Annotated in this window: 12 protein-coding genes and 3 pseudogenes; 8 read left to right on the forward strand and 7 right to left on the reverse strand. The window is 67.4% G+C overall.

Features of this window, described 5'->3' with window-relative positions:
• Positions 1 to 230: 230 nt before the first annotated feature.
• The 8 genes and pseudogenes from KUM38_RS27635 to KUM38_RS27670 all read left to right on the forward strand — a co-directional run bounded on the left by KUM38_RS27635 (position 231) and on the right by KUM38_RS27670 (position 7,251).
• Positions 231 to 1,469: an IS256 family transposase gene (locus KUM38_RS27635; protein ID WP_217133044.1), complete on the forward strand. Its 1,239-nt coding sequence runs from the start codon at positions 231 to 233 to the stop codon at positions 1,467 to 1,469.
• A 315-nt stretch (positions 1,470 to 1,784) separates the two neighbouring features.
• Positions 1,785 to 1,902: pseudogene (locus KUM38_RS42235) on the forward strand (DDE-type integrase/transposase/recombinase); the annotation flags it as partial.
• A 234-nt stretch (positions 1,903 to 2,136) separates the two neighbouring features.
• Positions 2,137 to 2,685 carry a hypothetical protein gene (locus KUM38_RS27645; RefSeq protein ID WP_217133046.1) on the forward strand — a complete coding sequence of 183 codons (549 nt, stop codon included), beginning with the start codon at positions 2,137 to 2,139 and terminating at the stop codon, positions 2,683 to 2,685.
• Between the two features lie 36 nt (positions 2,686 to 2,721).
• Positions 2,722 to 3,630, forward strand: a complete 909-nt coding sequence (locus KUM38_RS27650) for an NAD-dependent epimerase/dehydratase family protein (protein WP_217133047.1) — start codon at positions 2,722 to 2,724, stop codon at positions 3,628 to 3,630.
• Between the two features lie 169 nt (positions 3,631 to 3,799).
• A protein-coding gene (locus KUM38_RS27655; protein WP_374227090.1) for an IS5 family transposase occupies positions 3,800 to 4,593 on the forward strand; the annotation gives its coding sequence in 2 pieces (ribosomal slippage) (positions 3,800 to 4,114 and positions 4,117 to 4,593; 792 coding nt in all).
• 701 nt (positions 4,594 to 5,294) lie between these two features.
• Positions 5,295 to 5,693: pseudogene (locus KUM38_RS27660) on the forward strand (winged helix-turn-helix domain-containing protein); the annotation flags it as partial.
• Positions 5,693 to 6,316, forward strand: coding sequence for a transposase (locus KUM38_RS27665; RefSeq protein ID WP_374227089.1), 624 nt, complete (start codon positions 5,693 to 5,695; stop codon positions 6,314 to 6,316). The pseudogene KUM38_RS27660 and the gene KUM38_RS27665, both read left to right, overlap by 1 nt.
• Before the next feature lie 89 nt (positions 6,317 to 6,405).
• Entirely contained in the window at positions 6,406 to 7,251 is an 846-nt protein-coding gene (locus KUM38_RS27670) for an IS5 family transposase (protein WP_217133048.1), read from the forward strand.
• A 27-nt stretch (positions 7,252 to 7,278) separates the two neighbouring features.
• On the opposite strand, the gene KUM38_RS27675 is transcribed toward KUM38_RS27670, so the two are convergent.
• The 7 genes and pseudogenes from KUM38_RS27675 to KUM38_RS27700 form a co-directional block, all read right to left on the reverse strand.
• Entirely contained in the window at positions 7,279 to 7,584 is a 306-nt protein-coding gene (locus KUM38_RS27675) for a hypothetical protein (RefSeq protein WP_217133049.1), read from the reverse strand.
• Positions 7,581 to 7,880, reverse strand: coding sequence for a sigma-70 family RNA polymerase sigma factor (locus tag KUM38_RS43365; protein WP_308409066.1), 300 nt, complete (start codon positions 7,878 to 7,880; stop codon positions 7,581 to 7,583). Before KUM38_RS43365 ends, KUM38_RS27675 begins: the two co-directional genes overlap by 4 nt.
• Positions 7,881 to 8,114: 234 nt before the next feature.
• A pseudogene (locus KUM38_RS42245) lies at positions 8,115 to 8,474 on the reverse strand (WhiB family transcriptional regulator); the annotation flags it as partial.
• Complete coding sequence (locus tag KUM38_RS27685; protein ID WP_217133051.1) at positions 8,389 to 8,637, reverse strand: hypothetical protein; 249 nt, start codon at positions 8,635 to 8,637, stop codon at positions 8,389 to 8,391. The pseudogene KUM38_RS42245 and the gene KUM38_RS27685, both read right to left, overlap by 86 nt.
• 334 nt (positions 8,638 to 8,971) lie before the next feature.
• Positions 8,972 to 9,166: a hypothetical protein gene (locus KUM38_RS27690; RefSeq protein ID WP_217133054.1), complete on the reverse strand. Its 195-nt coding sequence runs from the start codon at positions 9,164 to 9,166 to the stop codon at positions 8,972 to 8,974.
• Positions 9,148 to 11,820, reverse strand: a complete 2,673-nt coding sequence (locus KUM38_RS27695) for a DEAD/DEAH box helicase (RefSeq protein WP_217133055.1) — start codon at positions 11,818 to 11,820, stop codon at positions 9,148 to 9,150. The genes KUM38_RS27690 and KUM38_RS27695 overlap by 19 nt, the downstream gene beginning before the upstream one ends.
• Positions 11,821 to 11,862: 42 nt before the next feature.
• Positions 11,863 to 12,327, reverse strand: a complete 465-nt coding sequence (locus KUM38_RS27700; RefSeq protein ID WP_308409065.1) for a hypothetical protein — start codon at positions 12,325 to 12,327, stop codon at positions 11,863 to 11,865.
• Positions 12,328 to 12,788 lie beyond the last annotated feature (461 nt).

The raw sequence follows: 12,788 nt of genomic DNA on the forward strand, positions 1-12,788 counted from the left end.
CCCGGCAGTGAGATCTCCGCGGCAGTCGGGTTGGATAGCGATGCGGCGTGACAGCCAGAAGCAGGGGGAGGAGATTTGTTCACGTTCCTTGTGCTGGGTTGCGTCCTGGGAAGTGGTGTACGGGTTCCCACCTGATCCGGGGGTTTGCTCCGGCATCGGGATGGTGCCCGCATAGTTGAACGGCCACCGGCTGATCTTCGAGATGTCGAAGCTCGAAGGAGATCAGCACGATGACCGCACCCGACAGTCTGCCCCTGCACGCCCTCGCCGAGGACAACCTCGCCGCGGCGAGTCCCGACCTGCTGCGCGCGATGATCAAAACGTTCGCCGATGCCCTCATGTCCGCGGAGGCCGACACCCTCTGCAACGCCGAATACGGGCAGGTCAGCGACGAGAGGGTCAACCACCGCAACGGCTATCGCCCGCGGGAGTGGGACACCCGGGCCGGCACGGTCGAGCTGGCCGTTCCCAAGCTGCGGTCCGGCAGCTACTTCCCGCACTGGCTCCTGGAACGCCGCCGCCGGGCCGAGCAGGCCTTGATCTCGGTGGTCGCCACCGCCTACCTCCTCGGTGTTTCCACCCGCCGAGTGGAGAAACTCGCCGAGTCCCTCGGCGTCACCCAGCTGTCGAAGTCCCAGGTCAGCGCGATGGCCAAGCACCTGGACGAGCAGGTCGCCGCCTTCCGCAACCGGCCCCTGGACGCCGGCCCGTACTCGTTCGTCTGGGTCGACGCCCTGACACAGAAGGTCCGCGAGGGCGGCCGGATCGTCAACGTGCATGCGCTGATCGCGGTCGGTGTCAACGCCGACGGCCACCGCGAGATCCTCGGCATCGACGTCGCCACCGCCGAGGACGGCGCCGGCTGGCTAGCCTTCCTGCGCTCGCTCATCGCCCGCGGCCTGTCCGGCGTCCAGCTCGTCATCTCCGACGCCCACGCCGGCCTGGTGGACGCGATCGGCGCGGTGCTGCCCGGCGCCTCCTGGCAGCGCTGTCGCACCCACTATGCGAGGAACTTGCTGAGCCAGGTGCCGAAGTCGGCTCAGCCGTGGGTGGCCACGTTGCTGCGGACTGTCTTCGAACAGCCCGACACCGACGCCGTGAAGGCCCAGATGCGGCATGTCCTGGACGCCTTGGAGGCCAAGTTCCCCAAGGTCGCAGCCCACTTGGACGCCGCCCAGCACGACCTGCTGGCCTTCACCGCCTTCCCGCGAGAGATCTGGCGGCAGATCTGGTCGAACAATCCGCAGGAACGGCTGAACAAGGAGATCCGGCGTCGCACCGACGTGGTCGGCATCTTCCCCGACCGCACCGCCGTCATCCGCCTCGTCGGGGCGGTGCTGGCCGAGCAGAACGACGAGTGGACCGAGGCCCGCCGCTACATGGGCCGCGAACTCCTCGCCAAGGCCCGCCTCCACCCGATCGAGTCAGAAAACGACGACACCGTCCTGCCCACCGAACTCACCGCATAGCCTCAAACGAGATCACCGAGTGGCCGTCGATACACCACTCCAGCGGACGTGACCCTTGTGCTGGGCTTTGTGCTGGTCACCCTCGCCATCGTCCTGGCCGTCATCGGGGTGCACGCTCTGCTGCTCGGCCGTATGCCCGGTCGATGGCTCCAGCAGCGAGTACGGCAACCCAGATCCTGGGGAGCAGGGGCGATCCTGATACTGATCAGCTGGAACTTGCGCTCTCCATCGCTCCTGGTCGTCGGTGTCGGCCTCGTCGCGATTGGACATGCAGTGAAGACCCCGCGATGACGCGGGCCGACCCTTGAGGTTAAACGTCAAGCTAAAGGTCTGAACAACCGGGCCGAGAACAGCCACCAGCCCACCCGGCAGCGCGAACGCGCGATGAAGGGCTTCCGATCGGCGGGCGCGGCACAACGGTTTCTGTCCGCGTTCAGCGGCATTTCATCGCACTTTCGGCTCCACCGTCCTCTCATGAGCGCACCCGACTACCAGGCCGAGATGACCATTCGCTTCGCCATCTGGGACCACATCACCGGCCCCAGGAGCCGGCCCACCACAGCCTGAACGCACGCCTGGACCAAGGACCTACCAGGCCCCGACGCACCGTCAGACACCCAGGCACCCGACAACGTGACAACGCCCCTGAGAGGCCACGGCTATGTGAGTGGTCTTTGCCAATACGGCAAGGAAGATGGTCGGAGCTCAACTCAACAGGCACATTTCATCCATGACCGATCAACAACAGACCGTGCATGAGGTCATGAGTCTCCTGGCGCCGTCCATGGCTGCGGACGGCCCCGTTCACCAGGTTGCCACCCGGTTCGTGCAGACCTACAGCCTGACGCGTGTCGACCCCGACTTCCACGAATTGTTCGCCGAGACCGTCGAGGTTTGGCACAGCTTCGACCACGAGACTGTTTCGCTGTCCGGCGGTGAGTTCGCGGGTGCGATGGTGCGGATGCTCCGCGCGGCCAAGGACGTGGTCTGTGGCCACTGCGACCGGATCTGGTCCCTCACGGTTGACCACGGCGGCTTCGCACTGGCCGCGACCGCCTCCGGTGAACTGGAGGACGACACCCCGGTGCGCATCTCCCGCTGCCTGCTGGTGACCGTTCGCGATGGCCGCATCACCCGTATCGATGAGTTCGGCGACCAGCGGCAGCGCACACCACTCGACGAGGCCCTCCGAGCGGCCGGCCGATTCCGCAGCTAGACCCCAGCCCCGAACACCTCCCGGCAAGGATTCACCATGGACGTCTTCCTCACGGGCGCGAGCGGCTACATCGGCGGAGCCGTCGCCCAGCGCCTGATCCGCGACAAGCACACCGTGCGCGGCCTGACCCGCACCCCCGGCGTGGTCGATGCTCTCGCCTCGGCGGGCATTAAGCCGGTCGTCGGCGACCTCAACGACACCGCCCTGCTTGAGCGGGAAGCCCGGCGGGCGGACGCGGTGATCAACACCGCCAACAGCGATCACCGCGGCGCCGTCGAAACCTTCATCGCTGCGCTGCGCGGCTCGGGAAAGGTACTTGTCCACACCAGCGGAACCAGCGTCATCGGAGATGACGCCCAGGGGCAAAGCGCCTCCGGCACGGTCTTCGACGACTCCATTGCGTTCAGTCCGGGTAACCATCCCATCCGCCGCGCCCGCTACGACGTCGAGCGCACTGTCGTCGATGCCGGCGACACGGGGCTGCGCACGGTCGTATTGTGCAACTCGCTGATCTATGGCAACGGAACGGGCCCCCGCCCGCAGACGGTGTTGATCCCACCGCTAGTCAACCAGGCCCTCGGCAGTGGCATCGTCCGCGTGGTCGGACGCGGCCTCAACCGATGGTCGACCGTACATCTCGACGACATGACCGACCTCTACCAGCTGGCTCTCACCGAGCCCGCAGCCGCCGGGTTCTACTTCGTGGAGGGGGGCGAGGACGCCTCGTTCGCCGAGATCGGACAGGCAATCGCCCGCCGTCTTGGCCTGGGGCCGGTCCAGCCGTGGGACCTGGAGTCTGCCGGGGCCGCGTGGGGTGAGGGATTCGCCCGCTATGCGCTCGGCACCAACAGCCGCGTCCGCGCCACCCGCGCTCGAGCTCTCGGCTGGCGACCCTCGCGTCCATCCGTAACCGACTGGATCGAACGCGACATGCCCCTGCCGTGATCCGGGCAATCCGCAGTGGGCACCGCGCCCGTCAAATAGAAAGCGCCCCTGCGCTGCATCCGCGACCACGCCCATAGAGCTCGTAACACGATCTTGCTGAAACGTCCTGGTTGGCCGTGACCGATGTGAGGATTCGGCCGTTCGTGAGGGTGTGACTACCCGGCCGTGGATCGTGGACGATGACTTGTGGGCGCTGATCGAACCGCTGCTGCCGCCGTGGTCGGAGAAGGCGCCGGGGCCACGACCGGTGGCGGACCGGCTCTGCCTCCAGGGCATCCTGTACGTCCTCCACAACGACATGGCCTGGCAGCTCCTGCCGCTGGAGCTGGGGTTCGGCTCGGGACAGACATGCTGGCGCCGCCTGGACCGGTGGCAGAAAGCAGGAGTCTTCGACCGGCTGCACCGGACCCTGCTCGCGGAACTGAACGCGGCCGGCGAACTCGACTGGTCACGTGCGTGCGTGGACGGCTCTCACATCCGCGCGAAGAAGGGGGCGCCGACACCGGTCCGTCGCCGGTCGACCGGCGGAAGACGGGCAGCAAACACCACCTGATCTGCGACGGACACGGCACCCCGCTCAAGGTCATCACCACCGCGGCCAACGTCAACGACGTCACCCAGACCCTCGCCCTGGTCGACGGCATCCCACCCGTCGCCGGCCGCCCCGGCCGGCCCCGTCGCCGGCCCGACGCCCTGCTCGGCGACAAGGGCTACGACTCCAACGCCCACCGCGCCGAATTACGTCGCCGACGGATCCTGCCCGTCATCTCCCGCAAGGGGGCCCCAAACATCAAGGGCCTGGGCAAGCTCCGCTACGTCGTCGAGCAGACCTTCGCCCTGCTCCACCACTTCAAACGCCTCGCCGTCCGCTGGGAACGCCGCACCGAACTCCACGACGCCTTCCTCTCCTTGGCCTGCAGTCTCATCTGCTGGCGACGGCTTCGGAGACCCAAGAACGACTGACCGGCGTCGGGGCAGGCCAGGGCTCCAGTGGGCTGCTTCAGAACGTTGGTACCCTCCGCATCTACGGCGAGGCGGGAGAGACGATCATGGGAGCAGAGCCGTCGACTCCTCCGGGCCGCTGGTTCAGAGGAACTGGCCTCGGTGTCCTCTTCGGTGGGCTGACCGCGGTGGTATCCACTCCTGCCATAGGGAGTGCATGGGCTGCTTGTGACATCGGCAACGGCGTAACCAATGGCATGACCTTGCTGTTTCTTGCGCCTCTCATATGGATCGCCGCTGCGGTTACGTGGGTGATCCTGCACAGCACCCTCGGAAGACGTCACCGCAGGACAGCCCTGACCGCAGGGCTCATCTTCACCCTGTGGTTCACCTGGTTCCTTGTCACCTGGCTCGGCATGCCGGACTCCTACCCCGCCCCGTTGTGCCCGGGCAACGTCCCACCCTGGTGGCCGAGCTTCATCCCGGCATGACTCCGGCGTAGCCCGTGAACGACCTCGATGTCGGCAACCTATTCAACAACGCCCCCGACCAGCCGCAGCACGCCAGCAAGATCGTGTTACGAGTTCTTACTGACTTCGGCTCGTTAGGGTGAGCTGCCTTGAAGTCCCTGGCGGGTTCGGTGTGGTGACTGTATTTCGTGGTGTGTGAGGTATGCGGATGGGGGCGGGCTGACGGCTGTGGGACGTCGGCGCCGGGAGTCGGTGCGGATGCAGGCGGCCGAGTGGTTCGAGCAGAAGATCAAGCCGCCGGAGGTGGCGCGGCGTCTGCGGGTGAGCCTGAAATCGGCCTACCAGTGGCACCAGTTGTGGCGGGCGGGTGGTCGTGAGGGTCTGGTCTCGCGTGGCCCGGGCGGGTCGCGATGCCGTCTGTCGCCGCGCTGCCTGGAGAAGCTCGCCGGGTATCTCGAGCAGGGTCCGGCCGCGCACGGCTGGGTGGAGGACCAGGTGTGGACGGCGGCGCGGGTGGCGACGCTGATCGGCAGGAAGTTCCACGTGTCCTACAGCGTCTCCGGCGCCACGAGGCTGATGCACCGGCTCGGCTTCAGTCCGCAAATCCCCGCACGCAGGGTGGCCGAGCGCGACGAGAGGGCCGTCACCGTGTGGAAGGAGGCGGCCTGGGCGGAGGTAAAAGAGCCCGGGCGGCCTGCGGAGGCTACCTCTGCTTCGAGGACGAAGCCGGGTTCACCCGCCGGCCGCCCAAAGGACGCACCTGGGGCCGGCGCGGCCACACCCCGCAGGTGACGGTGAGCGGCCGCCGCTCGGGACGCCTGTCGGTGGCCGGGCTGACCGCCGTGCGGCCGGGTTCCCGCACCCGGCTGTGCCACCGCCTGCGCACTCACCGAGCGGGCAAAAGCACGCGCCGCAGTATGGGCGAGCGGGACTTCATCGCGCTGATCGACGGCGTCCACCAGCTCGTCAAGGCACCGATCGTGCTGGTGCGGGACCGCCTCAACACCCACGTCTCCCACGCCATGCGTGAGCTGATCGCCGAGCGTGCATGGCTGACGGTGTTCCTGCTGCCCGCCTACTCGCCCGACCTCAACCCGGTCGAGTGGGTATGGGCGCACGTCAAGCGCAGCCGTGCCAACCTCGCCGTCGTCGCCCTGGACCGACTCGAGACCCTCGTACGCAACCGGCTCAAGCGCCTTCAGTACCGGCCAGACGCCCCCGACGGCTTCATAGCCGGCACCGGCCTGACCCTCGACGAACCAACCTCACCCTGACAAGCCGAAGTCAGTAGAGGGCGTCTGAAAAGCCTGTCAGCGGGAAAATTCCTGACAGCGGGGTGGTAACGCACGTTCGGGGGGCTGGGGTGTGCGGGCTGCGTACCCGTTACCCAACGGATCTGTCTGATCCGGAGTGGGAGATCATCAGGCCGCTGGTTCCGCAGGTCAAACCTGGCGGGCGGCCGGCAAAGCACGCTCGGCGGGAGCTCCTCAACGCGTTGGCGTACTGGTTGCGGGCCGGCTGCGCCTGGAGGCTCCTGCCGCATGACCTGCCGCCGTGGCAGACGGTCTATCACTACTGGCGACAGTGGCAGAAGGAGGGCGTGTGGGAGCGGATGCTGACGACTCTGCGTGAGCGCGAGCGGATGGAGCACGGCCGTGATCCGACTCCCAGCGCTGCCATCGTGGACAGCCAGAGTGTCCGGGCCACGGAGCGTGGTGGGCTGCATGGCTACGACGGCGGCAAGAAGGTCAGCGGTATCAAACGCCATCTCCTGGTCGACACCTGTGGCACCGTCCTGCTCACCTGCGTCAGCCCGGCCAACGTCGGTGACCGTGATGGCGCCGCAGTCCTTTTCTCCCGGGCCGCGGAGAACTTTCCACGCCTGCGGCATGTGTGGGCGGACCAGGGCTATCGCGGCACCGACTTCCACGCCTGGACCCAGGAAGCCACGGGCATCACCGTACAGATCGTGCAGCGTCGCGACGGCGGCTTCCGCTCAACGTGGGTCAAGGCAGGGACACGACCACCTGCGGTACCGCTCTTCGCGGTAGTCCCGCGACGTTGGGTGGTGGAGAAGACGTTTGCCTGGCTGGGACGGTGTCGCCGACTGTCGAAGGACTATGAATACCTGCGGGTCAACTCGGAGAACGTCATCTATCTCGCCATGGCCATGCTTCTCCTTCGCCGCCTCGCAAGATCAGCCCGCTGACAGGCTTTTCAGACGCCCTCTATGTGCTTACTCAGCGTTGGTGTTGTTGGTCTGCGGTTCGAGGTCGATTTCGTGGAGGGCCAGGATGAGGTGGCTCTCGACGTCTGTAGTGGCCTCGAGGGTTGCCTGTAGCTCCTGCCGGCCGTGGTCGAGGAAGGCGTCGATGGAGGCTTTGACGGGAGGCGCGGGGGGAAGAGCGGCGGCGTACAAGGCGGCTGTCAGCCTGCTGTCGACGTCCGTGGTCGCGTCCAACGCGTTGGTCAGGCGCTGCATGGCGGAGACCAGCACGTCATCTACCGGCTGGGCGGCACTGCGCCTGGGCGAGTTGCTCACAGTGCGCCTCCTTCGTCCTGGTCCTGGAGCATGCGCTCAAGGCTCTGACGTGCCCGGCGCAGGTTCTGGCGGACGTTGGCACTGGGGACTCCCAGGGCCTCGGCGGTCTGTGCTGGCGTGGCCCCGTCGATCTCGAAGGCCATCACCGTGCGTTGCAGAACAGGGAGCTTCCGCAACAGGCGCACGAGGTCGACCTGCTCGGTGATTTCGCCGCAGGGGTCAGGCACACCCGCTTCGGGTAGGTCGGCGGGGTCCGAGGACCAGGTTCTCTGCTTGTCTTTGGCCTTGAGCCACATGCGCCAGGCGGTGGTCCGCAGCCAGGCCTCGGGGTGTGTCACTGACCCCCATGCCCGTGCCAGCTGTACGAAGGCGCTCTGTACGGCGTCCTCAGCGTCGTGCCGACCCGCCCCGGCGGCGATCAGGAACCCGACGGTCGGGACGAAGCGGATCCGGAAGAGAGTCCCGTACTGCTGTTCCTGTTCCGGTGACAGCCCCTGCTGCTCGTGGGGCCGCCTGGGGCGTTCTTCGACAAGCAGCGTGGTGCCTTGCTCGTACTCGGTACGTGCGCTCTGCAGCAGCGTGCGCCAGGACTTGACGGTAGGGCGCCTGCGAAGCAGGGCGCGCCGTTCTCGTTCGGTCATGCCACCCCATACGCCGAACTCGACTCGATTGTCGAGTGCGTCGGCGAGGCACTCAGTTCTCACGGGGCAGCCGGTGCATACCGCCTTGGACCGGTCCTGTGCCGCGGACTGTACGAACAACTCGTCCGGATCAGTGGTACGGCAGGCTGCCTGAGCCGACCACTCAATCACCCACGATGACACTGCCGCCCCCTTGCTTCTCCATCGCCCGCGGTCCGCCGACTTCAATGGTGATCTTGTCCTGTTCATCCATGACCCGGCTGCCGCTGGGCAGTCCTCGGATCATCTCGCTGCGATGTCTGCTGCGGATGCGGGCCATGCTGGTACGTCCGTGCACCCGAATCCACATCCGCAGCGCGCTCGTGAGGTATCCGGCCCCGGCGGCGAGGGCTGCAATCTCATACTCCTGCATCGCTGGGGCTCCTGATCGTGGAAACGTGGGCTCGACTGTCGAAGGGTGAGTGCCTTCGAGGGACCTGCTGCGTGACCTCGGTGCCGCGTCTTTTTGAGTTTTTTCTTCCAGACGGGCGAAAAAGGTGGTCGGGCGTGCACGGGGCGGACAGCGGTGACGGCGTCAGTTCATGAGGGGAAGCCGCCGATGCTGGTGAGGAGGTGTTGCTGCTGGGGATGCAGGCGTGGCCAGTCGCGGCGTTGGGCCTGGATCCATAAGGCGATGCGTGGCGAGACCACACCCCCACGGCGCGCCGCGCACAGCCGGCACCCGAACACCACCGGACCCCACTTCCCTAGTAGCTCCCCCGCTCGAAGGGTGGCCCGAACCGCTTGATGGACCAGCAGGTGCAGTTCTCGCCCTCGTACAACTCCTCATCGCACTGTTCGTGGGGCTCCCGCACCTGCCGTCGCTTCGGAGCCGCCGCCGGCGCGGGCTGCGGGACGGGCTGCGCCGGAGCCGGGTCGGCGGTCAGCGTGGTCCCGCCCATTCCACACCCAGCTCCCGCAGCGCGGCGAGTTGGTCGGTGTCCAGCCGTTCCCTTCTCGATTTGGTGTTCGATGTCCATACGCCCAGCTTTACGACCACCGGCTGCGCCTCGGCGTCGACTGTGATCTCCTCGGTGTGCCCGCGTGGTACCGGGCGGTGGGCGCCTTCCCGTTCCACCCACTGGGCCAGGGCCGTCAGGCCCCGCTGGAATGCCTGTTGCGCCTTGTTCGGCCCCTTCGTCGTGCGCCGGGTCGGCGGGGCGGGAGCCGGCGTCTCGAGCGGCTTGATGCCCAGCCCGGTCAGCCGCTCTTGCTGCTCAGGCAGGAGCCGCGCCCAGGTGCTCGGCTTGCGCTGCTGCTGGAGCCACGTGCCGATGTCGTCGCCATCGAAGGTGACCCCGGGTGCGATGTCGGGCAGCATCCCGTCGGCGTCGACCAGGCCGGCGAGCACTCGGTAGTGGCGTTGCCAGTTGAGTGGCCAGGGGCAATTCCAGTCGGGGTCGATCGCGGCCAGCTGCTCCGCGCGTTCTGCCGCCCGCTTCGGGTCCTTGCCCAGGCCACCTTGACGCCTCAGGTTGGCCATGTGTTGCCCGATGGGTACGGGGCCGCCGCCGGCTGGGTCGTCCCAGACGGCGTCCTGCCTCGGCGCCAAGTGCCCGGTGGCCCGGCGGTAGGACCGGAGCGTGGCGAGCTTGGTTTCCCAGGCTTCTTCGCCTGGTTCCCACACCATCCCGGCTTCGTCGAGCAGCTCCTTGCGGTGTGAGTCGAGTTCCCCGGCGCGCAGTGCCTTCCGCTGCTGGTGGACCCATCGGCCAAGCGGAAACGACTTCGTTGCCCCGACCTGGACCTCGACGTCGTAGGGGACGGCGTAGAGGCCGGAGATTTCGTTCTCCGCGCGCCAATGCAGCAGTGCTTGGTAGCCCTCGAGCCAGACCAGGGATTCGGGCCGGTAGACCCGGGTACGCAGGAAGGCCGCGATGGTGCCGGCGTCGCGTGGGGTGGAGAAGTGCAGCAGGGCGGCTTCGGCGGCGGCCTGCGTGCCGTCCTCCTCCTGGTCCTCGCTGTCGCCCGCGCCGCCGGCCTCGACGATCCGCCCCTCTTCGTCGCGCCGGACATGGATCTTGCGTTTACCGCTGGTGAGCGCGCGGGAGGCGAGTTGCTCGACGAGCCGTTCATCGTGCGAGCGCAGGCCTTGGAGCACGGCCACGAGCGGCTTGAAGCTGGCGGAGGCGACCATGTCGGTCGGGTCTTCGCCGGGCTCTAGGAACACGGGCACGATGATCCGCGCGACCTTCGTGGTGCCGTCGCGGTGGGGCCGCAGTGCGCGGCCGATGTTCTGCACGATCTCTACCTGGGAGCCGCGGGTGTCGGCGAAGCAGACGGCCTCGACTCCCCGCTCGCCGGAGATGTCTACGCCTTCTCCGAGGACGCGGCAGCTGGCGAGGAAGGCGCGGTGGACCCGGCGTCCGGCCGCGTCGATGCCGTTTGCGAACTGGCGCAGCACTTCGCGTCGCTCGGAGACGAGGTGGTCGCCGCACAGCCACGCCGACCACACTCGGTCCGGCGGGACGTGGCGTCCGGCCGCGAGTTCGTAGAACTCCGCGTCGATGGACGACTCCGGCAGCTCTTCCGCAGCCTTCAGGTCCTCGTCGGAGGCGTCGTTCGTGTACAACTCGGCGGCCGTCTGCGGCAACTGCTCTGCGAACGCGGAGGCCTCTTCCACCCGCTGGTGGAACGTCATCACCGTCTTGAGGTTCCACCGGGCGGCGTGCTCCAGGAGCGCGGTCTGCAGCAGGGCCAGACGCCGGCCCCGCCGGGCCTCTTCGGACTCGCCGATCACAGGGGAGGGGTCGCGGACTTCCAGGACGTCGATCTCGAATCCGGCGAGGACGCCTCGTTCGATCGCCTCCGAGAGCCCGAGTTCGGCGATCCACGGCCCATAGGTATGCGAGTCCTGGCCCATCGACGCGAGCTCCGCCTCCTGACCGCCGGTGCCCCTGCGCGGCTGGGGTGAGGCGAGAATGCGTGGGGTGGCGGTGAGGTAGAGCCGGTAGTCGGCGGGGATCCGTTGGTTGTCGTGGATGGCCGCCCATGGTCGGCCGAGATCACCTGCGGTTGAGTGGGCCTCGTCGATGATGGCGAGGTCGAAGCCCGCCATCTGCTGCCCGTACAGCCGCTCCCCGCCCGCCAGAGCGGCCTCCAGCGGCCCGCGCACCTTCCGCTGGCCCTCGGGTGCGTCGATGTCCTCGCGGTCCACCAGGGAGGCATACGTGGCAAACACCACCACCGGCCCGGCCCCGGCCCACAGGGCGAGCTGGATCGGGTTGGTCGTGGTGCGCACGCCCAGCGAGGTGAGCACCGGGTCGTTCTCCAGCGAGCACACCGCCACCATCGTGGCCCGGTGGCCCACCAGCCGCCACGCCTGGGCGGTCTGCACGAGCAGGTCCAGGGTGGGCACGGTCACCAGGATCCGCCCGTCCGGGAAGCACTCCAGCGCGCATGCGGCGGCGGTGATGGTCTTCCCGGATCCGGTCGCGGACACGATCGTCCCCCGCTTCCCCTGAGAGGGCACGGGTGATCTTGCAGGGAATCTCACCCATTTACGGAAGGCAGCCTTCTGGGTTACCTGGTGTTCCCGAAGCTGAATATCCAGCATTTTCCCGGATCCTCCCCGTCTTCTTTTGCGCTCGCTTCAAAATCACAGGGACGGTGTGAAGGGCGGCACGGAGACGGTACCGTCCTCGCTCACGACGATCCGCTCGGCAAGCTGGGCCAAGATCTCAGAGGGGCGCAGCCCTGTCCGGCCGGCCACCACCCGCACCAGCCGACTGGACGCGGAAGACAACCAGACCTCCGCCCGCAGCTCATCCGCTTCCTCCCCCCGCCGCTCCCCGAAGCCGGCGTGTGAAGCAAGAGCACCAGCAGACCGTTCCTCACGCTCGCGGGCCCACACCGAACCCTGAGCGTCCCGTTCCGGCTCGTACACACTCCAACCAGCTGCAGTCATCAAGTCCCTGACGCGCCGCCACTCAGCGTGCTTAGCCAGCCAGATGACAGCCAACCGCTCTCGGTCCATATCGAACGCGTAGAAGGAACCGTTCCCCCTCAACCGCTCCGCGGTTTCCCGCTCACGGACAGCGGCCTCCGCGACCTTCTCCGACACGGCGGCGACGTCTAAGCCATTCGCCTGACGCCGGACCTGATCCCGAGCCACGTCTTGAGCACTCCACATGCGTTTTCCCTTTTTCCGGAAGCGCGAGCACCTGAGCCCGCATCGAGCGGTTGAGGGTGTCTCCTTTTACCGCCAATCCTACATGTGCATCACTTGGAAGGAAGCTCTCACCTGACATCTGACACCAGCGAGCAACCACCACTCTTGCAGCCAGCCCGGCCCGCGAAGCGGGCCCGAACAGTCCTGGAGGCGAAGCCGGAAGGACCGTTCAGGGCGGGGGAGCGCAGCGGACCCGCCCTCAGGCTGAAGCGAAGCGAAAGCCTGACAGCGGGACGATGTCCCGCCCGTTCCGGGAGCGCAGCGCACGGAACGTCAACCCCGATGCGCAGCATCGGGGTTGAGCGGGTGGCGCAGCCACCCGCCAGCGCTCACGCGGAGCGGGAGCGCAACCC

This window comes from Streptomyces sp. AC558_RSS880 (assembly GCF_019049255.1).
Lineage (GTDB): Bacteria > Actinomycetota > Actinomycetes > Streptomycetales > Streptomycetaceae > Streptomyces.

Coding starts and splice junctions, on each gene's coding strand:
- KUM38_RS27690 (WP_217133054.1), bottom strand. CDS start 9,166: ATGGGCGGGACCACGCTGACCGCCGACCCGGCTCCGGCGCAGCCCGTC.
- KUM38_RS43365 (WP_308409066.1), bottom strand. CDS start 7,880: ATGTGGCTCAAGGCCAAAGACAAGCAGAGAACCTGGTCCTCGGACCCC.
- KUM38_RS27695 (WP_217133055.1), bottom strand. CDS start 11,820: ATGCTGGATATTCAGCTTCGGGAACACCAGGTAACCCAGAAGGCTGCC.
- KUM38_RS27650 (WP_217133047.1), top strand. CDS start 2,722: ATGGACGTCTTCCTCACGGGCGCGAGCGGCTACATCGGCGGAGCCGTC.
- KUM38_RS27685 (WP_217133051.1), bottom strand. CDS start 8,637: ATGCAGGAGTATGAGATTGCAGCCCTCGCCGCCGGGGCCGGATACCTC.
- KUM38_RS27635 (WP_217133044.1), top strand. CDS start 231: ATGACCGCACCCGACAGTCTGCCCCTGCACGCCCTCGCCGAGGACAAC.